This window comes from Streptococcus criceti HS-6 (assembly GCF_000187975.2).
Lineage (GTDB): Bacteria > Bacillota > Bacilli > Lactobacillales > Streptococcaceae > Streptococcus > Streptococcus criceti.
This window is the reverse complement of sequence record NZ_AEUV02000002.1, coordinates 1,742,218-1,763,145: the sequence shown is the minus strand read 5'-3', so window position 1 is coordinate 1,763,145 and position 20,928 is coordinate 1,742,218. Positions and strand designations below refer to the sequence as shown.

Here is a 20,928-nt window from a genome sequence, read left to right as displayed (position 1 = left end):
TCTCTTGACTTGGAGTTAACTCCAAGGCTTACAATGTCTGGGATTAACAAGTGGAAGGACACATACTGATGAATATTAAGAAAGTGAGTGAGTTAACAGGGATTTCAGCAGATACCATTCGCTACTACGAAAGGATTGGTTTGATTCCACATGTGGCTCGCAATCAAGCTGGTGTTCGTGATTTTACAGAACATGATATTTCCGTTTTGCAATTTATTCGCTGTTTTAAAAGGGCTGGTCTGAGTATCGAGGCCCTGAAAGCCTACACTGCTCTCTTGCTGGCTGGTGATGAGAATATTCAGGTTCGCCTGACTATTCTCAAAGAGCAGCGTGAAGGTCTACAGAAGCGCATTGGCGATTTAAATGAAGCCTTGAAGCGGCTGGATTATAAGATCGACAACTATGAGAATAAGATTGCTCTCAAAGAAAGGAGACTTTTTCATGATAATAAAGACAGCTGATGGAGCTAGCTAGAAATTTAAGAAAAAAATAAGCAAAAAATCTTGACAGATCGAAAACAAATTGGTAAACTATAATAGTAGTTGCCGATTTAGCTCAGTCGGTAGAGCAACGCACTCGTAACGCGTAGGTCGTAGGTTCAATTCCTGCAATCGGCATTCTTTATAGACCACTAGTGGCATTGCTTAGCAGTGTCGCTTTTTTTGAAGAAAAGAGAAGTTTATAAAGAGTAGTCAAAAAATTAATCGGCTATCTTATAGATATGGGTGTAGGCGCAGCACCTTGAAGTCTATTCAGCTCTTTGACCTGAGAGATTGTATTGTAGTGATGGTAACACGCTGGTTCCGATTGGATAGTTTTGCAATGTTGCTGCTAGAGCAGGTAAGGAAATTTCTGCTGACCGAAAAAACTGCAATGACCTGTGTATCCTTAAGTGAGCTGAGTTATTAGTTAGGAGAATAATTGTGATCAAGACACCATCACGAAAACTTGTTGGTTGGGCTATGGGCCTGCAGCTTACCGCTTCCTTAGTCATAATACCAACTCTTATTTTTATCATTATTTTTGTACTTTCCGCAGGTTTTAGAGAATATGTTTTGTCTTTCTTGACGCATTCACTAGGGCTAGAAAATAGTGAAGATGACTTTGCCACAGCTATTCTTAGAGTCATCTGGTTTATGTATTCACTTTATGCTTACTTCCTTTTTCTATTGATTTTAAATCTTGTCACCAATATTCTGAGTATTATCGCCGCCAGCTTTTGGTCTCGGCATCTTGGCTTTTTGATTAGCTTTCTTTTAGCATGGGGGCTTGAGTTTATCTTTGTTGCCGTAGCTTGGTCATCAATTTATGCAAGTCAGGAAAACATCAGCCAGATATTTATAACCGGCCTGATTGGCTTAGGACTTGCAAAAGTTGTCCAAGTCTGTGTGACAATTAGCCAATTTATCTTAGCAGGGAAAGAAATCAAGGCTAATCAGCAGGGACATCAGATAGTTTACCAGCAAGGGTTGAATGGTTATCAATAAAAAGGATAAGCAGAAACACTGTTTAGTAGCACTATAAAATATCAATTGTGATGAAAAAAATTAGAAATTTTGACCGTGGGGGCTCTGCGGATAACCAAGTGCAAAACGATGAGTGGCAGTTGAAAATAAGAAAAGTCAAGATAGCAAGAAATTTCCAACTCATTTCAGCAGGATTGTTAACGATGTGGTTTTTTAAGCAAAACGGCTTAATAGGTCATACAAGCGATCCTGCCGAGGAGATGGTTGGTTGGATAACAACATTGGCGATTGTTCCTCCAATTGGCCTAGGCGCTATGATACTGATTTTAGTCCCTACCATTATTGCTGTCATTTTTGGTTTTGGTGTGACAAAAGGGTTAACGTTTAGAATCCTAATCACTTTGCTTGGATTTTTAGAATTTGTGTGTTTTGGCTTAGCAGTTGCATTCTTTTGCATGTTCCAACCCAAGCCCTTTCTCTTATTTACCGCCATGGAGATCGTCTTGAAATTACTCGCAAGTTTCGCACTTAATAACCGCTTGTTAAAGACAGTGGGGGTGTGTGAAAAATAAAAGTCAGTAAATTAATATAAAACATAAAAGCAGGCAGATTTATACCCAAAGTAGGGAAAATCTGCCTGCTTCTTTTCTTCTAATCAGGAATATACTCAATGATGTCTTCAACAGGTGCCTCAAGAGCTAAGCATAAATTTCAGGTGATTAAAATTTTACCTTTGTTCGTTTTTTCTGTGTTCGTAACTAGAGTTTGGGTATCAAACTCTTATTTTTCATATCTAATGGTATTTTCTAAGGTTCCGATTCCGCTGATGGAGACAGTGACAGTGTCACCTTGAGTTAGCCACTCTAGCTGATTAGGATTGTGCCCCATAATGACACCCGAGGGCGTACCAGTAAAGATTAAGTCACCAGGCTTAAGTGTCATATATTGCGAGAGGTAGCGAACAATCTCTTGAGGACTGTAGAGCATGTCAGTCAGCGGAGCTTCTTGAACTATTTGGCCATTAACCTTGGTCGTTAGGCGGGCTTGGCCTAGATCCATTTGATCCTTAGTAAGCAGACTTGGTCCGACAGGAGCAAAGCCATCTAGTGACTTGCCTATCAACCATTGGCTGGTTTGAAATTGAAGCTGACGCGCTGTAACGTCATTACCGACAGTGTAGCCAAAGATCGCTCGATCAACCTCGTCGGATGCAAGATTTTTAGCTTCTTTGCCGATGACGATAACCAATTCACCTTCGTAATCGTATTCCCAATCATTATTAGGAAGAAAGATGGGGGAATTATGACTGTTGAGGCTAGTCGTTAGCTTATTGAAAATTTCTGGGACCTGAGGTTTGTCCATCTTTACCTCAGCAATATGGTTTTTGTAGTTTAGGCCAACAGCCAAGATTTTTCCGGGCTGGCTGACGACAGGATAGAAGGCACAGTCATCAATTGTATCCAGCCAGTAGCGGCTATCAATTTGGCTCAAATCAGATTCTAAAAGAAATTGCAGTCCCTTGTAGACTTTGCTGTCAAAGAGATTTTCCATAGTAAAATTGGGGACCTCTTCAACTTGGTCAAAGTAGGAGGTTAGCTTAAGCCAGCCAGTTGCTGTTTGGACGACCAGTTCAGGTTCATGGTTAATTTCGATCACACTGAGTTTCATGGAAAGCTCCTTTCTACAAGATACCAAACCGTTAAGTGACTCACAAAATTTTAGGAAAATGGACGACGAAGTGTTAAAGCTTCTAGAACATTTTGGCTAAATTCGCAGAGTCGTAGACGTGTTCAATGACAATATTTTTGAAAGCGTTTGAATTTTTCTGCTTTTATTATAGCAAAATAGGACTGGCTTGACTGGAAATAAAGGATACCTGTCGTGTCAGAAAACTGACAGTCTTTGTAGTGGTATGATATGATAAAGCCAGTTATAAGAAAAGCGACCAGAACAGGTGAGAGTCAGTCTTCGGTCATTGTATTGGTAAGAGTAGGAAATGGCTGGACTATTTATTGTCGCTTGCTTTTTGCGTTTGGAGGTTAATCATGATTAAAGAAATTCATGTATCGGACTTGGCTGGAAAATTACTCAAGGATGATTTGAACGTGATCGATGTGAGAGAAGCAGATGAATATCAGACAGGACATCTACCTGGAGCCCTCAATCTTCCTCTGAGTCAACTGGCCAATCGTTATCGAGAATTGGATAAGAAAGACTGCTACCATATTATTTGCCAAAAGGGAGGCCGTTCAGCTCAAGCCTGTGCCTTCTTAGATAGTAAGGGTTATACTGTCACCAACGTTGCTGGCGGTACCAAAGCTTGGTCGGATCGCTTGGAAATGTAACGGACTAGAAGTTGATGGCAATCATGAAGCGAGAAAATCTGCATTTGATTCAGGTGCAGAGTTTTTAATTTTTATCAGAAATTGGGAAACTAGATTAGCTAGACTAGCAGGAAAGCATTATCTAGGATTAGCTTATACTTTTTGAAATCTAAATGATAGGTCATTGGTGTCTCCTTAACACTCTACTTGGCCGATCCAGCTGATTTTTCTGCAGCAGTGCAATTGCAAGCAGCCAAAAAGCTAGACTTGTTAAGGACTTTAACACAAGCTTTGGAACAACTTTAGTAACAGCTAGTGTAGCAGGAGAGTATTCAAGAGTTGCTCGCTTTGACTCTGACCACAAGGATGCTAAGAATGTCGTAAGAATAGCGGTGTTCAAGCAATCGATGCTGGCAACTTTAAGTGTGCACGCGAATTGGAAGTCTGGCCTTCTTGCAATTAGCCTGGCTACCTAGGAAACAATTGCTTGGAGTGGAGAATTTGCTATCTTTAAATAAGGAGAGGCAGAAGCTAAACTTTTCAAATTTGCCATTTATCCTTGGATAAGCTATAGTAATAACGAACAATGGATTAAATGGAGTGATGAAAATGAAACAATCTCATAAGATGAGCGATGCCCTTCACATTTTAAGTTATATTGCCCTCAATCAAGAGCATCTGACTAATATTTCCAGTCAAATCCTTGCTGATTCGGTCGGTACCAATCCCGGCTTGGTTAGGCGGCTGATGTCTAGTCTCAGTAAGGCAGGTCTTTTGCTGACCAGAGTTGGGGCTGCTAATCCGAAACTGGCTAAAGAACCAAAAGATATTTCTTTTTATCAGGTCTTTGAAGCGGTCGAAACAGATGGTTTACTCAAGATTGATGAGGGGACTAATCCCGATTGTCCAATTGGGAGTCAAATTCCGCGGGTTTTACCAGCTTTTTATCAGCGGATAACCGAGGCAGCTTATCAGGAAATGAAAGTTATTAGCCTGCAAGATATGATAGATAAGATGTCAGTCGAAACGGAAGAATAACTAGGGTTATCAATGAATTACAGAAAAAAATCATAATCATAACCACCCATCATATTGCTCCATCATATTGACGAGTGGTTATGATTTGTCTCGCGCCTTCAGAGCGAAACGGACTAAAAGTCACATAATAATAAGAGGTCAGAACGTGAGTCTGACCTCTTATTTAGCAGGCAAAATTGCTGATGAGAAATCTTCTTTATTGTAAGGCATAAGGTCCTGTTAAACACCCCAGAGAAAAATAGAGAGCCGTACAGATTCAAGGCACATAAGCCTTTTTTCACTGGAGTGTAGGCGTGTCCAATCATAAGCCAAAATAGTATGAAGAAAGAATCTATGCACGGTTACCAACCAGTAATACAATTAAGGTAAACCAATCGGTCTTAGATATAGTAATTCAGATCTATGAACAGGACTTTCCCGACAGGTTTTAAAGTTTGTGAATTTAGGGTAGCCAGAGCTAGCCGATTAGGTATTAAAGGCAGCAAGCTGAATCCATTGTCACTGTGCTTAGAAAAAGTGCCAGTAAGTGAAGTTGAGATCCAAGAATTTCAAGGATTGAAGAGAATTCAGCCCAGCTGTCCTAGTGATTGAAGACTTAGTCAGCAATTAATTCTCGCTAGTGTTGCAAGTCTAGGGGCTGTCATCGTGAAGATGAGAATGGCCTGAAATAACTTTTTTAGACGTCATCGTATGAATGACAGGATTTTGTGAGCAAGGGACGCAGCTCTGATACCTGTTTCCAACTGTTTACCCTAGCTGAAGATTTATTTTATTTGACGGCCGTCTTGGTCAAAGTAACAGATTTCGCCATTGATGACCTGTCTGCCAGTCACTCTGAGACCGTTATCTTTATCAAGATAATACCATGTTTTGCCACCATCGGGAGTAACAAAACGGCCCTTGATTTGTTTGCCTGTTTCATCAAAAGTATAACGTTTGCCCTTGATAGTTTGCCCGCCTGTCAGGACTTGCCCATTGTCCTTGTCAAGGTAATACCACGTTTGCCCTCCGTCAGGAGAGGCGAAGTCGCCCTTGACTTGGGAACCGTCGGCATTGAAGTAGTAAGTTTTACCTTGTATCGTTTGCAGTCCTGTTAGAACGTGCCCATTATCTTTATCAAGATAATACCATGTTTGCCCTCCGTCAGGAGAGGCGAAGTCGCCCTTGACTTGGGAACCGTCGGCATTGAAGTAGTAAGTTTTACCTTGTATCGTTTGCAGTCCTGTTAGAACGTGCCCATTATCTTTATCAAGATAATACCATGTTTGCCCGCCGTCAGGAGAAGCGAAGTCGCCCTTGACTTGGGAACCATCGGCATTGAAGTAGTAAGTTTTACCTTGTATCGTTTGCAGTCCTGTTAGAACGTATCCGTTGTCCTTGTCAAGGTAATACCACGTTTTGCCACCGTCAGGAGAAGCGAAGTCGCCCTTGACTTGGGAACCGTCGGCGTTGAAGTAATGGGTTTTGCCATCAATGCTCGTTAAACCAGTTGCCAATTGCCCATCGGCCTTACGATAATACCAGTGTTGATTAGCTGTGAACCAACCTTGAGGCTTAGCGTCCTGATTGAGCGGGGTCAGATAGACATTTTGGAAGGCTACAGCACCATCCCACAGCCCTAAGCCAACATAGGCCTGATTGAAATAGTCTTTGACAGATGCAAATTTGTGGCTCATGACTTCTTGACCATCAATACTCAGGCTGACACTGTCCTTGGTCTTGTTGATAAGCAAATGGTGGTAGTGATTATCGTTGAGTGCTGTGTTCAGCGGTTGTTCAGCGATAGTATCTCCTTGGAAGTAGTACAGTCTGACACTAGCTTGATCGCCCAGTTGGAAGGCATAGGCGTTGGCTGGATCGGTTGCCGGAGAGGCAAAAAAGATGTTAACCAAGCCTTTTTGATATTTGACGTCAGCTTCCAGTTTGTATTCAGAGTAAGGGAGGCGCTCGGTCGACATGATGGCGTCGTTAGCACTGGTATTGCTGTCAAGCAGCTCTTTATCATCAACAATCCACTGACCAGAGATGACTTTGAGATCTTTCAAATTGGTCTTGAAATTATTCTCAAAGATACTAATCTTATAGGTTTTAGTTAAATTAAGATTTTCTTTAGAGCTTGCTGTCAGAGTTAAAGTACCTGCCTTTTTAGCAGTCAGGGTTACCTTGCTGCCTGATTGGCTAAAATCAACAAGATCAGGTTTATCCAATTGCCAGCTGATATCTTGCTTAGCTTGGGCGGGAGCTAGATAGGCATCGAAACTGGTTGATTGGCCAAGATTTAAACGTGTTTCAGTTTGACCGGTTCCGACAAGCTTGAAAGGTTTGTCGGCTGCAACCTTATCAGTCCAGATGGATTTGAGGGGATAGAAATTAATATCAGCCTTGGCATCGCCTCCTTCTGCGAAGACACTGGCTCCCAGACTGTCTGGTGCTGGGAAAATTTGGTTAGCGCCGGTAACAGTATCCCCCTTGGCGAAAACTTCTAAACTTGCTCGATCAACAAAAATATGGAGAGAAATACTGCCGTCAGCATTGGTCGTCACCTTTTGCTTGTTGACCTCGGCAAATTTATCGTTAAGAATGACTCCAGACTTGGTTCGGTCAATGGAGAGCTCTTCTTGCTTCAAATCATAGACCACCAGTGTCTCTTGGTCTTTGGATTGGCGGAGTTTAAAGCCGACCTTAGTCGTCGTCGCACTTGACCTAAAGGTTGCAACAATTTCATAACTATCAGATTTGACAGCCTTGAGTAGATCATTTTGAGCTGTAACGGTAACGTCTTGATAGCTGATGGCTTTAGCAGTATCCCGAAGTGTTTTGTAGGTTTCAAGTGGCGTTTGTGTCAGAACGTAAGTGCCATTTTCCTTGACCAAGCCTAACTGGAGATTGAGATTGTAGGTGCCGTTGAAATCTTGGTCAACTGTCTTAGCGACCAAGTTACAGTAGTCCCACGTATTCATCCAATTCAGTTCCGTCAATTTCGGAATAGTTGGATTGGCCTCGGTACCAAAGTCCTGAACATAGTAAGTCATAGCGGCATAAGAATCTTTGCCAAAGTTCATCACACCGTCAGAATCTTTATAAGCTTGATCTGGGCTGAAGGTCCACTTGCCATCAATCTGCTTGAAGTCGCCTACCTTATAGTAACGGCCGCCGCGAGAAAGCACCCATTTGACTGTTCCATCCTCGGTTTGGATTGGATAGAAGTCGGGACACTCAGTGTGGATGTCAGGGTAAGTCGATTCAACTGACCAATCTCTCAGATTATCAGAGGAATAGATGCGCAAAGGACCACCAGCCAGAACCATGAACCACTTGTTGTTCCAGTGGAAGACTTTAGGGTCACGAAAATCCTTGCTTTGCAGTGGATCATCGGACCAATCCGCCGCCACTTGGTCAACCTTGGTCCACGTTTGACCTTCATCAGGGCTATATGCCAATTTAATCCGTTGCCCGTTACCATCGGCAGTGACCAAAGCTACTAAGCCGCCTTGACCATCCTTGAAGAAGCCAGAACTATTGTGTTCATCAACCACAATACAGCCCGAGAACATAGTACCGTTGGTGTCGGGGTAGAGAGCTATAGGTTGTTCTTCCCAATGAATCAGGTCTGTACTGGTAGCATGAGCCCAGTGCATTGGTCCCCATACCTGATCATCATAGAATTGGTAGAAGAGGTGGTACTTGCCCTTGTAATAGACTAAGCCATTAGGGTCATTTCCCCAGCCATCCTTGACAGAGTAGTGATACTGGTCACGGAAGAGTTCATTGTAATAGACTTCCTTGGCTTGCCGCCGATGGACATTGATCCGATAGGTAAGACTGGCTTGATTAGCATCGGTAGTGACAGTGCTGGTTACGGTCAAGTAATTAGCACTGACTGCCAGCGGGATAGTGTCGCCTAACTGATATTCTTTACCAGTGCTATCGCTAATCGTGATCTGAGACTTATCGTTCTTTGGTTTAATGGCCAATTTAATACTGGATGCTGCATTATCAACATATTGGATGCTGACGGGGGCATTGGAAAGGAACTGGCCTTTCTTTTCAACCTGCCCTTTGTCGGACATGATGGTAATATCAGCTAGTTCAGGATTTAGATTATCAGTGATTGGAGTATAGTAGGTATTTTGGAAGATGGCTTCACCGTTCCAGTTAAGCAGGCCCAGATACCCCTCTTTAATGACAGTCCTTTGACCCTTGTCATCTTTTTGCAGGGTGTAGTCACCTGTAGAGCCAACTAATTGTCCATTGATGTAGAAGGAGAGCCAGGAATCAATAGCAACAACTCGGAGAAAATAACTGCCGTCGGCACTAGGCTCGATTTGCTTTTCATCAATCAGCTGCTGGTCCTCTCCTCTATCCCAACGCCAGAATTTGCTCTTCTTTGTGCCCCCATCAATATTAATGGCATAACTATTTTGGACATTATTAGGATCTGTGCTTCGGAAAATCAGACCGACAGCCCCTTGTTCTTTCAGAAATTTGATATCTGTTGAATAGACAAAATTATCAGCCTTGATGTCAGAAATATTCCAGCTGTCTCCCTTGTCTAGAGCATTGCTATAGAGACCGTCATCTCGAACTTCCCAAGTTCCATTTGTTGGCTTGAGGTTGGTCAAATTAGTTTGATAGCCCTTTTCAGCTACCTGAGCCACATCTGCTTTTTCGACAGTGATACCAGCATCAGCTTTTTCAACTATTGGCGTTGAATCGCTGGGAAGAGAGGCTTCCGTTTGACTTGCTTCTAAATTGGCAGTTGATCCGCCTTCGTCAGCCGATTGTGATGCCCTCTCTACTGGTTGAGAGGGCTGAGACGGATTGGTAGCTCCGCTCATTTCCGCACTGTCATCTTTACTCTCGATGACAGCTTGGCTATCAGCTGGGATTGTTGATGCCTCTTCTGACGTTTCCTCAACTTTGGCGGTATCGGCCGCCTGCGCCTGTGTATTGGGAGTGCTGGTAGCTGGTGACGTTTCCTCAGCAAGGACAGGACTGCTTAGAGCCAGTCCTGCAACCAGCAGAGTGATCAAACTGCAGCCATAAACCCAATGTTTGCCACGCTTGTGCATGTACCAGCCATGCGTTTTTGTTTCCTTTGACGGACTATTCTTCATGATAGATTTCCTCCTTTTTGCGTCTTACATCTATTATAAAACTCTTATAAGCGCTTTACAATACGCAAATATCAATTTCTTTATTGACAAAAATCATATTAAGAAATAATAAGAATATTATTGCAGGTTTAGCTATCCTTTTGGAAGAAAATCTGTCCTCATCCAATCGTATCAATTACTGTCCCTAAGAAGGAGATTTGTTATAATAATTCTATGAATGAATTGATTAAGCACAAGTTGGAGTTACTGCCAACTAGTCCTGGTTGCTATATCCACAAGGATAAAAATGGCACGATTATCTATGTGGGAAAGGCCAAGAATTTAAAAAATCGGGTGCGGTCCTATTTTCACGGCAGTCATGATACGAAGACAGAGATGTTGGTCTCAGAAATTGCTGATTTTGAGTATATTGTGACAGGCTCTAACACTGAGGCGCTGCTCTTGGAAATTAATCTGATCCAAGAAAATATGCCCAAATACAATATCCGTCTCAAGGACGACAAGTCCTATCCTTATATCAAGATTACCAATGAGCTCTATCCCCGGCTCATGATTACCCGTCAGGTTCACCGTAAAGATGGGATTTATTTTGGTCCCTATCCTGATTCGGGAGCGGCGACCGAGATCAAACGCCTGCTGGATCGGATTTTTCCCTTCAAGAAATGTACCAATCCAGCGAATAAGGTTTGCTTTTACTACCATCTCGGCCAGTGCAATGCCCATACGATTTGCCATACTGATCAGGCTTACTGGGACGGTCTCAAAGAGGATGTTAAAAATTTCCTCAATGGCAAGGATAATAAGATTGTCGATCAAATCCGCGATAAAATGCTTAAAGCTTCGGAACTCATGGAGTTTGAGCGAGCTGCCGAGTACCGTGATCTTTTGGAAGCGATCAGTACCTTACGCACGAAGCAGCGGATTATGAATCAAGATATGATTGATCGCGATATTTTTGGTTACTACGTTGACAAGGGCTGGATGTGTGTACAGGTCTTTTTCGTCCGTCAAGGCAAGCTCATCCAGCGCGATGTCAATATGTTTCCCTACTATAATGAGCCTGAAGAGGATTTTCTCACCTATGTAGGACAATTCTATCGTGAGAGCAAGCACTTTTTGCCTAAGGAAGTTTTTATTCCACAGGATATTGATGCTGAGCTCGTCAAGGCAGTTGTAGGTACTAAAGTTATTAAACCGCAGCGCGGCGAGAAGAAGCAGTTAGTCAACCTAGCAACCAAGAATGCTAGAATCAGCCTGCAGCAAAAGTTTGACCTTTTGGAAAAGGATATCAAAAAGACCAAGGGGGCTATTGAAAATCTCGGTGAGCTGCTCAATATTCCAGCCCCTCGCCGTATCGAGGCTTTTGATAATTCCAATATCCAAGGGACCAGCCCGGTTGCCGCTATGGTTGTCTTTGTTGATGGGAAACCCAGTAAGAAGGACTACCGTAAGTTCAAAATCAAGACCGTTGTCGGACCTGATGATTATGCCAGCATGCGCGAAGTTATCTATCGGCGCTACAGTCGGGTCATGAGAGATGATTTGACTCCACCCGATTTAATTGTTATTGATGGTGGACAAGGTCAGGTCAATATTGCCAGAGAGGTCATCCAAGACCGTCTGGGGCTGGATATTCCTATTGCTGGTCTGCAAAAAAATGACAAGCACCAGACCCATGAGTTGCTTTTTGGTGAGCCTCTGGAAGTTGTTAATCTGCCACGAAACTCCGAGGAATTCTTTCTCCTTCAGCGCGTGCAAGATGAGGTCCACCGCTTTGCTATCACCTTTCACCGTCAGGTTCGCAGCAAGAACAGTTTCAGCTCCAAACTGGATGGCATTTCTGGTCTTGGACCTAAACGCAAGCAGCTCCTGCTCAAGCATTACAAGAGTCTGACCAAGATCCAGGAAGCAGATGTGGACGATATCGTCAACTGTGGCATACCGCGGCCTGTCGCAGAGGCCATCAAGGAAACATTGATACCAGAAGCAGTTGCTAAGAAATAGAAAGGATGTTATATGCTGACTCTCAAGCCACTGAAACAAAGTTTTTCTATCTGCCAAGTAAGGGATTACTCGCAGGTTAACTGGGATAGCCCTTATATTTTCCTGAGTAAGACTGATCAGGAAAATTCTTTGGTTTGCTCCAGTCAGGATGTCCCTGATAATGCTATTGAGGTAGATAATGGCTGGTCAGCCTTTCGCATTGAAGGTGTGCTAGATTTTTCACTCATCGGCATTCTATCAAAACTTTCAGCCATCTTAGCTGACAACGAAATTGGCATCTTCGCCGTCTCTACCTACAATACGGACTATATCCTGACTAAGACGACCGACTTTGACAGAGCCATGAAGGTTTTAGAAGAAAAGGGATATAAAATTGAAAAGATTTGAAAAGCGGCCGCCTATAGTGGTTGCTTTTTAGTATTTAGAAAAATGTTTATATTGTTATTTTAAATTATTGTGATACAATAATTTAAAAGGGAATATTATCGTCTGACAATAATATTTAGGGGGATCTGTATGAAAATAAATATTTTTAAATGGTTAAGATTGATCTTGTATTTATTCCAATTTCTAGTTGTCGCTTTGACTGTTTTACTAATGGTAGGGATTTTGGGGGTAATATTCAGTGAGGAAAACCACCAGGGCATCATATTTTTTGATTATGGTTCTTCAACGATTACAATGTCAGTTATCATTCCTGCTTTAGTTCTCACTATTTTATTAATTATGACTGTCATTTTGTCAGTAATTCTTTATTATTTGAGGAACTTATTATTAAACTTTCAATTCAATAAATATTTTTACCAATCTAATTTAAAGATTTTAAAAGTTGTTTTTAAATTAGGAATAATCTTTACAATTTTACAAATAGGGGTTCATATTATTCTTAATAGCAGTAATATTGATAGGATTAGTAGCTTCTATACTTTTACCATAAAGGACTATTATATCAATATTATATTTTTAGTAATTAATTTAATTTTTATAATGATATTCCAAAAAGGAATTGCTTTAAGACAAGAAAATGAGGAGATAATCTGATGAAATGGAAGGAATAAAAATAAATTTAGATGAGGTTATTAAGTCAAGAAACATAACGTCTAAAGAACTCGCTAAAAGAATCAACATAACAGAAGCTAATTTATCGATTTTAAAAACTGGTAAAGCAAAAGGAATTCGTTTTGAGACATTGATGAATATTTGTAGAGAATTAGATTGTCAGCCAGGTGATATTTTAGAATACAGAAAATAAGGAGATGTTTATGAAAAAATTACTTGTTACATTATTATTTATTAGTACCCTCTTCTTTTTTGTTGGTTGTTCATTGTGGACTAATGACACATCAATTGAAATAAAGAGCGAACTTCAAAATGATTTATCAAAGGAAGACCTCAAAGATTTGAAAATTCAACAATTAGTAGAATTAAAAACGGGTGACACTTTTGAGTTAAAACAGCCTTTTACGGGCTAAATATATGTGATGGCGAGTCGAGATGAGATTGAGAAAGTATCAGATTTGAATCTTAAAATAGGAGAAAGTGAGTTTGAAAAAGTAAGTAAAAATACTAGTCAAGATTTCAATTTTAGAAAGCAAGGCAAAACATATTTCTCTATCAAAAGAATCAGAGTAAAAAATATCAGTTCCGTAAAAATAATTTCAGACAGTGAAGCTAAGTTATTAATAGCTTTTAGGAAAGACTAAATTTTAAGGTACCAGTAACTAGTCATTTTTAAAGTAATCTATTTTATCCGACAGTTGCCTTTTATAGTCGTATCAGAAAATTGCCTGCCTTCCCTATTTATGATACTCTAAGTCTACTGAAACGATAGAAAGGGATTCTTATGGTAAAAGAATACGATTATATTGTCCTTGGCGGTGGTTCTGGGGGGATTGCTTCGGCTAACCGAGCTGCTATGCATGGCGCAAAAGTGCTCTTGATTGAGGCAGCGGAGACTGGCGGGACCTGTGTCAACCGTGGTTGTGTTCCTAAAAAGGTCATGTGGTATGGGGCTCAGGTTGCTGAAGCGATTCATAAGTATGCTGGTGAATACGGTTTTACAGTGGGAGATACAACTTTTGATTTTACGACCCTGAAAAATAATCGTGAAGCCTACATTGACCGTATCCATGGCTCCTATGAACGAGGATTTGCGGCAAATGGTGTAGAGGTACTGAATGCTTATGCCACCTTTATCGATGCCCACACGCTGGAAGCTAATGGTGAAACCTATACAGCGCCCCATATTCTCATTGCGACAGGTGGACATGCTCTCATTCCTGACATTCCAGGAGCGGAGTATGGGATCACTTCCGATGGCTTTTTTGAGTTGGATGAAGTCCCTAAGCGCGTGGCTATTGTAGGAGCTGGCTATATCGGTGTTGAGATTGCTGGTCTCCTTCATACCCTAGGCAGTGATGCCCACCTCTTTGTTCGTAAGGATCGCCCTCTTCGCAACTGGGACAATTACCTAACGGACGCTCTCATGGAAGAAATGGAAAAAGACGGTCCAACCCTGCATAAACATTGTGTACCAAAAGCAGTGGTCAAGAATGCTGATGGTTCCTTAACCCTCATCTTTGAAAATGGTGAGGAGCATACCACTGATGTCATTATCTGGGCTATTGGGCGTGTCGCTAACACGAAGGGCTACGGACTGGAAAACACCGGTGTGGCGCTTAACGAGCGTGGCTTTATCCAAGCTGATGAATACGAAAATACCAATGTATCAGGTGTTTACGCTATCGGTGATGTCAACGGTAAGATCGAGTTAACCCCAGTTGCCATCAAGGCGGGCCGTCAACTGTCAGAGCGTCTCTTCAACGGTCAAACAACAGCTAAGATGGATTATACCAATGTCCCAACCGTAGTCTTTAGCCACCCAGCCATGGGTAAGGTTGGCTTGACGGAAGAACAAGCTATTAAGCAGTATGGGAAAGATCAAATCAAAGTCTATACCTCATCCTTTACTTCTATGTATACAGCCTTGGCTGACAATCGCCAAGTGGCTCGCATGAAATTAGTTGTTCAAGGCGAAGATGAAAGAGTTGTCGGCCTCCACGGTATCGGCTATGGTGTTGACGAAATGATCCAAGGGTTCGCGGTTGCGATTAAGATGGGAGCTACCAAAGCTGATCTTGACAACACTGTCGCTATCCACCCGACAGGTGCGGAAGAATTTGTTACGATGAGATAAGGCTAATAGATCTGCATCAAACGGAGGATAAGATAAAAGACAAAAAATCCCAAATCATGAATTGATTTGGGATTTTAGCTAGTTCTTTTGATCCAAAAGATAACGGCGCACTTCTGCAATAAAGTAGAGAGAGCCTGTCACGATAAAGAGATCATCAGAATCCTTGGCCTTATCCAGCCATTCTCGAAAATCAGCAACCTTTGAGTGGGTTTCAGGATAGTCTGCTAAATCGGCTGCTTCTGGGAAAGCAAAAGTGGTGACGCTGAGCTCCAGACCCTCTAGCAGCGCTAACATTTCAGAAAGATTTTTTCGCTTCAAGCCTGCAAAAAGCAACTGTTTAGAGCGGTTTGGAAAATCTGTTTTTAAAAGATTGATTAGGGCCTGAATACCTTGAGGATTATGGGCTCCGTCCAGCAGAATATTAGGTTTGATTAGTTCACCACGACCGGGCCAAAAAGCAGACTGTAAACCAGTCCTAATCGCAGCCTCATCGATCTTGGGGAAATTCTTTTGAAGGAGCAGACTGGTCTCAATGGCCAAGGCTGCATTGTTTTTCTGGTGAGATCCGAGAAGGCTCAGGCTTAAATGCTGCAAGCTGCCCAACGGACCTTTGAAATCAAAGCCATTGCTGGTATCCTCAATCCAAAAGTCCCGACCTGCTTGATAGAGGGGAGCTTGTAACCGTTTGGCTTCATTTTCAAAAACGATCTGAGCTTGCTGAGGGACTGGTCCAAGAATTATCGGCCGTCCAGATTTGATGGCCCCTGCCTTATGCCAGGCTATGTCTTCCAGACGATTGCCCAAAGTATCCAAATGATCATAGCCAATAGAAGTGCAGATGGCTGCTAAAGGGATGATGATATTAGTTGAATCAAAACGCCCGCCGACACCGGCTTCGATGATGGCCATATCAACTGGCTGTATACACTCAAAATACAGAAAAGCAAGAACAGTGACTAATTCAAATTCTGTCAAAGTCCCCAGTTCTGTCTCAGCAAGTTTCACTAACCAAGGACGGACTAAATCGAAAGTTTTTACTAGATCTTGGTCACTGATAGGCTGACCATCAACAGCTATTCTTTCATTAAAACGAGTGATAAAGGGCGAGGTAAAGGTTCCAGTCTTGTAACCTGCTTGGCTAAAGACAGCTTGGAGCAGAGCAGTGGTTGAGCCTTTGCCATTAGTCCCGACAATATGAAGACTGGGAAAGCCTGCTTGGGGCCTTCCCAGTTTATCTAATATCCAATTTAATCGCCTGAAATCAGGCCGTCGTCCATAAGCCTTGTGGCTGTGGATGGCTTGTAAGGTTTCTTGATAGTTTAACATTATTGCTGAGGTGTTTGGCCAGCGTCTCCACCAGTTTGGCCTTGGTTAGCATCCGGAACTTGTTGAGTGCCAGCGTCTCCGCCATTTCCTTGATCTTGGGCGCCTTGAGATTGATCCTGATTAGGATCTTGAGTTTGGTCTTGACTTTGGCTTTGATCCTCTGTTTGCTGACCATCTTGCGTTTGGCCGCTGTTGGCATCACTAGAACTTGCCTGACTGTTGCTATCCTCTTTTTCTTTGATGACCGTTGTCGTAGAGGTGTCAGATGATTTGTCGTTATTAGAATTATTGCGGGAAATAGCAAAATAACCCAGTGCCCCCAAAATAGTAACCAGCCCTGCCGCGATAGCCACGATTTTTTGCAGTGCTGAGAAACCTTTCTTGGCACCTCGGGCAATTTTCTTAGTGGCTCTTGCCTTAGGGATACGTCTTTCTGTTTCTTGGCGGATAGGAGTGTGACTAAGTTCCGTATTTTCTTTCTTTCTGCGTTGCGAACGTGAGTATTGAGACATGGTGAATTTTCTCCTTAAAAAAGTTTTCTAGCTACTAGTGTACCAAAATCTGAAAAAAAATTCTTAAATAAAGTGGTATGGTCATTGCTATTTCTGTCCGAGTCTTAAATTAGTTTTCTGCCCGCCTCATGCCTATTAAATTATGCTATAATAAAGCCAATTGACTGTTAAAGGAACGACTATGATTTATTTTGATAATTCAGCTACAACCCAGCCCTATCCTGAAGCCCTTCGCAGCTATCAGGAGGTGGCGACTAAGATTTTCGGTAATCCTTCCAGCCTTCATGGCCTTGGCGACCAAGCAACCCGCTTGCTCGAGGCTTCTCGCAAGCAAATTGCCCAGCTATTAGGCAAGTCAGCTGAGGAAATTTTTTTCACGTCTGGCGGGACTGAGAGCGATAACTGGGCCATCAAGGGACTGGCTTTTGAAAAAGCCCCCTACGGTAAACACATTATTGTGTCAGATATCGAACATCCAGCTGTCAAAGAATCTGCTAAATGGTTGGCTACTCAAGGATTTGAGGTTTCTTATGCCCCTGTTGACAGTCGCGGCTTTGTAGATGTGAAACAGTTAGCTGGCCTCCTGCGGCCGGATACTATCTTGGTTTCAGTCATGGCTGTCAATAATGAAATTGGTTCTGTTCAGCCCATCCAAGCCATTTCAAAAATTTTGGCTAATCGGCCGACCATCTCTTTTCATGTAGATGCTGTTCAGGCTATCGGAAAAATTCCGACTGCCAGCTATTTGACTGACCGAGTTGACTTTGCTTCTTTCTCAGGACACAAGTTTCACGCCGTCCGTGGTGTCGGCTTTCTCTATAAGAAGGTCAGCAAGCGTATCAGCCCTCTTTTGACGGGTGGCGGTCAAGAAAAATCCCTGCGCTCAACGACCGAGAACCTAGCCGGTATTGCCGCTATGGCTAAGGCCCTGCGTTTGACCTTGGATAAGGAAGAGCTGGCCCTGCCTCGGATAGCGGCGATGAAAGCTGTAATTTACGATGAATTGAGTAAATATCCCGATATCAGGGTCTTTTCTGAAATTGGTCAAGACTTTGCTCCTAATATTTTAACTTTTGGCATCAAGGGGGTAAGGGGAGAAGTAGTGGTGCATGCCTTTGAAGAGCATCAGATTTATATCTCCACTACCAGTGCCTGTTCCTCTAAGGCTGGTAAACCAGCCGGTACACTGATTTCGATGGGGGTACCGACCAAGGAAGCGCAAACAGCCGTCCGAATCAGCTTAGATGATGACAATGATATGAGTCAGGTTGAGCAGTTCCTGACCATCTTCAAACAAGTTTACGAAAAAACGAAAAAAGTCCGCTAAGGATAAAAATTAAGAAAGGACGTCCGGCAGTTGATTGTCGGACTTTTGAAAGATTATATGCAGTATTCTGAAATTATGATTCGCTACGGTGAGCTTTCTACCAAGGGCAAAAATCGCATGCGTTTCATCAATAAACTTAGGCACAACATCCAAGATGTCCTCTCTATCTACCCAGAGATCACGGTAACAGCCGACCGCGATCGCGGTCACGTTTTCCTCAATGGGGCTGACTACCGTCCTGTTGCTGAAAGTCTCAAGCAGATTTTTGGTATCCAGGCCTTTTCACCAGTATATAAATTGGAAAAAGATATGCCAACCCTGCGGAAGGCTGTGCAAGACATCATGACAAGCCTTTATCATGATGGACTGACCTTCAAGGTTTCCAGCAAACGCAGCGATCACAAATTTGCCTTAGACAGTCGTGAGCTCAATCAAGATCTTGGCGGAGCTGTCTTTGATATCCTCCCTAATATCAAAGCCCAGATGAAAAAGCCTGATATTACCCTCAAGGTAGAAATTCGTGATGAAGCGGCCTACATTTCTTATGAAGAACTTAAGGGAGCTGGTGGTCTGCCAGTTGGCACAGCTGGTAAGGGTATGCTCATGCTCTCAGGTGGCATTGATTCACCTGTAGCAGGCTATTTGGCTCTTAAGCGAGGAGTAGACATTGAAGCGGTCCATTTTGCTAGCCCTCCTTATACTAGTCCGGGTGCTTTGAAAAAGGCGCAAGATTTAACACGTAAATTGACAAAATTTGGCGGTAATATCCAGTTTATCGAAGTTCCCTTTACAGAAATTCAAGAGGAAATTAAGGCAAAAGCACCCGAAGCCTACCTCATGACCCTGACACGCCGCTTTATGATGCGGATTACTGATCGGATTCGTGAGCAGCGCCATGGTTTGGTCATCATAAACGGTGAAAGTCTTGGCCAGGTTGCTAGTCAGACACTAGAATCCATGCAAGCCATTAATGCGGTAACAGCAACACCAGTCATCCGTCCAGTGGTCACTATGGATAAACTGGAAATCATTGATATCGCTGAAAAAATTGATACTTTTGAGATTTCTATCCAACCTTTTGAAGATTGCTGTACCATTTTTGCACCTGACCGTCCCAAAACCAATCCTAAAATCAAAAATGTCGAGCAGTACGAAGCTCGCTTGGATGTTGAGGGCTTGATTGAGCGTGCTGTTAAAGGTATTATGATTTCTGAAATCACACCGGAAGGTCAAAATGACGCTGTAGATGATATGATTAAGGAGTTGTTGTAGGATAATTTATGGATAATTTTTTTGATGGTTTCCTTCATGCTTGGTCATGGGATAGTTCAAAAGTGAATGTACTCGTGGGCACTGAACCTAATATAGGCTATATATTTGGTATAGTAATAAACTGGTTTTTTATTGTACTTGGGGTTTACTGGTCGTGGAGATTGAACAAACGTACTAATCGTGACACTGGAACTAAATTTTTTCATCGTTTTAGAAAAAATATAAGCAACATGTCTATTATACAGTCACTACTAGCAATTTTTATAGGTATTCCAATTATCTTTGCTGGTCTATCCTATTTCCTTATTCTTCGCCCTTATAATGGTATTTCAAGATATGTTTATTTTGCTCAAAATCGTGTTGATATAGTAAGATTTAAGCATATGAAACGTATGGTCGTGACAGATATGGACTTATCGGTTGGAAGTAGTCGTAGTTCTTATTCTAATATCGATTTAGCCATAAAATCTAATGATGGTAAGGCTTATCAGGTCCATGTTGTTAATTCATCAAAAACAATGGTTAGCTATCTTCGTGAACAAAGAAAAGGTGTGGAACTGTTTGTTTGGATGGGTGAGAATGATCAACCTAGAACCATATATTTTTTAAAAGATGAGTAAATGAAAGCATTGAATGTCTTAGAGTCTAAAAATTATTTGGATGAAATTTCAAGTCTTTACCTCTCAGCCTTTCCCCCTGAAGAGCGTTTAGACTGGCAGTGGTCGCTTGAGAAATCCGAATCTGGTCAGGCGGATTTTAGGGCTTATTTTGATGGCCCGATTTTCTGCGGTTTTACCTACAGTCTTAGATCAGACTCAGTCTATTATCTGCTCTTTTTAGCAGTAGTGGAAGACAAGCGTTCCCAAGGTTATGGATCGGCTATCTTAGCCAAGGTAGCCCGACAAGCAAGCAGTCGGACAAGAGTTTTAGTTATTGAGCCCTTAGATCAGGCCGCTAGCAATTACGGTCAGCGGCTCCGCCGTCTGGCTTTTTACCAATCGAATGGTTATCATTTAACTCCCCACTATTACTATGAAGGTCCAGAAGCCCATCAAGTCATGGTTAGTCAGACAACACTTCCCCTTGAAGACTTCACGAATTTGGCTACCTTGGTTGAACAAGCAGGAGTTAAGGTTAGCGTGGATTAGGGGATACAGCTATTCATGACAGGAGCTTTGGCTATTTCTGACAATGTTAATCGTATCGTCTTTAAACGCTGACTTTCGCAATAAAATCCTTAAAAACTATATGAGGGTAAGCTTTTTTTAGCCAGCCTTTTCGGTAGTTGTTGCTTCTTGTTTGAGTTTAGTTTCGTGAGAGTGGGACAAACAGCCATGATGGCTTTG

The 20,928-nt window shown here is 42.2% G+C and carries 19 protein-coding genes and 1 tRNA gene; 16 read left to right on the top strand and 4 right to left on the bottom strand.

Features of this window, described 5'->3' with window-relative positions:
* Nucleotides 1-68: 68 nt before the first annotated feature.
* From nmlR to STRCR_RS08240, 4 genes are all read left to right on the top strand, one after another.
* Nucleotides 69-461, top strand: a complete 393-nt coding sequence (gene nmlR, locus STRCR_RS08255; RefSeq protein ID WP_004225982.1) for a stress response transcriptional regulator NmlR — start codon at nucleotides 69-71, stop codon at nucleotides 459-461.
* Nucleotides 462-544: 83 nt separating this feature from the next.
* A tRNA-Thr gene (locus tag STRCR_RS08250) sits at nucleotides 545-617 on the top strand.
* 306 nt (nucleotides 618-923) lie between these two features.
* A complete protein-coding gene (locus STRCR_RS08245) occupies nucleotides 924-1,487 on the top strand; it encodes a hypothetical protein (protein ID WP_004228828.1) in 564 nt (187 codons plus the stop codon).
* Between the two features lie 47 nt (nucleotides 1,488-1,534).
* Nucleotides 1,535-2,038: a hypothetical protein gene (locus tag STRCR_RS08240; protein WP_157769178.1), complete on the top strand. Its 504-nt coding sequence runs from the start codon at nucleotides 1,535-1,537 to the stop codon at nucleotides 2,036-2,038.
* A 208-nt stretch (nucleotides 2,039-2,246) separates the two neighbouring features.
* On the opposite strand, the gene STRCR_RS08235 is transcribed toward STRCR_RS08240, so the two are convergent.
* Nucleotides 2,247-3,134, bottom strand: a complete 888-nt coding sequence (locus STRCR_RS08235; protein WP_004229055.1) for a fumarylacetoacetate hydrolase family protein — start codon at nucleotides 3,132-3,134, stop codon at nucleotides 2,247-2,249.
* Between the two features lie 377 nt (nucleotides 3,135-3,511).
* Between STRCR_RS08235 and STRCR_RS08230 the strand changes: the two genes are divergently transcribed.
* The gene (locus STRCR_RS08230) at nucleotides 3,512-3,811 is read left to right on the top strand and encodes a rhodanese-like domain-containing protein (protein ID WP_004225320.1); all 300 of its coding nucleotides are present in this window, start codon (nucleotides 3,512-3,514) and stop codon (nucleotides 3,809-3,811) included.
* A 588-nt stretch (nucleotides 3,812-4,399) separates the two neighbouring features.
* Nucleotides 4,400-4,828: an Rrf2 family transcriptional regulator gene (locus STRCR_RS08225; protein ID WP_004226179.1), complete on the top strand. Its 429-nt coding sequence runs from the start codon at nucleotides 4,400-4,402 to the stop codon at nucleotides 4,826-4,828.
* 764 nt (nucleotides 4,829-5,592) lie between these two features.
* Here the strand turns inward: STRCR_RS08225 and STRCR_RS08220 are convergent.
* Nucleotides 5,593-9,945, bottom strand: coding sequence for a GH32 C-terminal domain-containing protein (locus tag STRCR_RS08220; RefSeq protein ID WP_004227500.1), 4,353 nt, complete (start codon nucleotides 9,943-9,945; stop codon nucleotides 5,593-5,595).
* 213 nt (nucleotides 9,946-10,158) lie between these two features.
* On the opposite strand from STRCR_RS08220, the gene uvrC reads away from it, so the two are divergent.
* The 6 genes from uvrC (at nucleotide 10,159) to gorA (ending at nucleotide 15,145) form a co-directional block, all read left to right on the top strand.
* Complete coding sequence (gene uvrC / locus STRCR_RS08215; RefSeq protein WP_004229763.1) at nucleotides 10,159-11,949, top strand: excinuclease ABC subunit UvrC; 1,791 nt, start codon at nucleotides 10,159-10,161, stop codon at nucleotides 11,947-11,949.
* A gap of 15 nt (nucleotides 11,950-11,964) precedes the next feature.
* Entirely contained in the window at nucleotides 11,965-12,336 is a 372-nt protein-coding gene (locus STRCR_RS08210; RefSeq protein WP_040805009.1) for an ACT domain-containing protein, read from the top strand.
* A 129-nt stretch (nucleotides 12,337-12,465) separates the two neighbouring features.
* Nucleotides 12,466-12,990, top strand: a complete 525-nt coding sequence (locus tag STRCR_RS08205) for a DUF2975 domain-containing protein (protein ID WP_004228633.1) — start codon at nucleotides 12,466-12,468, stop codon at nucleotides 12,988-12,990.
* A gap of 4 nt (nucleotides 12,991-12,994) precedes the next feature.
* Entirely contained in the window at nucleotides 12,995-13,201 is a 207-nt protein-coding gene (locus STRCR_RS08200; RefSeq protein WP_004230118.1) for a helix-turn-helix domain-containing protein, read from the top strand.
* A gap of 10 nt (nucleotides 13,202-13,211) precedes the next feature.
* Nucleotides 13,212-13,421, top strand: coding sequence for a hypothetical protein (locus STRCR_RS08195; RefSeq protein ID WP_003048819.1), 210 nt, complete (start codon nucleotides 13,212-13,214; stop codon nucleotides 13,419-13,421).
* A gap of 371 nt (nucleotides 13,422-13,792) precedes the next feature.
* Nucleotides 13,793-15,145 carry a glutathione-disulfide reductase gene (gene gorA, locus STRCR_RS08185; protein ID WP_004225338.1) on the top strand — a complete coding sequence of 451 codons (1,353 nt, stop codon included), beginning with the start codon at nucleotides 13,793-13,795 and terminating at the stop codon, nucleotides 15,143-15,145.
* 78 nt (nucleotides 15,146-15,223) lie between these two features.
* On the opposite strand, the gene STRCR_RS08180 is transcribed toward gorA, so the two are convergent.
* Together STRCR_RS08180 and STRCR_RS08175 are read right to left on the bottom strand one after the other, a co-directional pair.
* The gene (locus STRCR_RS08180) at nucleotides 15,224-16,471 is read right to left on the bottom strand and encodes a bifunctional folylpolyglutamate synthase/dihydrofolate synthase (protein ID WP_004226480.1); all 1,248 of its coding nucleotides are present in this window, start codon (nucleotides 16,469-16,471) and stop codon (nucleotides 15,224-15,226) included.
* On the bottom strand, nucleotides 16,471-16,983 hold the full coding sequence (locus STRCR_RS08175; protein WP_004228213.1) for a DUF6556 family protein: 513 nt from the start codon (nucleotides 16,981-16,983) through the stop codon (nucleotides 16,471-16,473). Before STRCR_RS08175 ends, STRCR_RS08180 begins: the two co-directional genes overlap by 1 nt.
* 181 nt (nucleotides 16,984-17,164) lie before the next feature.
* On the opposite strand from STRCR_RS08175, the gene STRCR_RS08170 reads away from it, so the two are divergent.
* From STRCR_RS08170 to STRCR_RS08155, 4 genes are read left to right on the top strand one after another with little or no spacing between them, the layout of a single operon-like run.
* Nucleotides 17,165-18,310 (top strand): cysteine desulfurase family protein, encoded by a 1,146-nt coding sequence (locus STRCR_RS08170; RefSeq protein WP_004229348.1) that lies wholly within the window; start codon nucleotides 17,165-17,167, stop codon nucleotides 18,308-18,310.
* Nucleotides 18,311-18,367: 57 nt separating this feature from the next.
* The gene (thiI, locus tag STRCR_RS08165) at nucleotides 18,368-19,582 is read left to right on the top strand and encodes a tRNA uracil 4-sulfurtransferase ThiI (RefSeq protein ID WP_040804597.1); all 1,215 of its coding nucleotides are present in this window, start codon (nucleotides 18,368-18,370) and stop codon (nucleotides 19,580-19,582) included.
* A gap of 8 nt (nucleotides 19,583-19,590) precedes the next feature.
* Nucleotides 19,591-20,202, top strand: a complete 612-nt coding sequence (locus STRCR_RS08160) for a hypothetical protein (RefSeq protein ID WP_004229722.1) — start codon at nucleotides 19,591-19,593, stop codon at nucleotides 20,200-20,202.
* Nucleotides 20,203-20,730, top strand: coding sequence for a GNAT family N-acetyltransferase (locus STRCR_RS08155; RefSeq protein ID WP_004227564.1), 528 nt, complete (start codon nucleotides 20,203-20,205; stop codon nucleotides 20,728-20,730).
* Nucleotides 20,731-20,928: the final 198 nt, after the last annotated feature.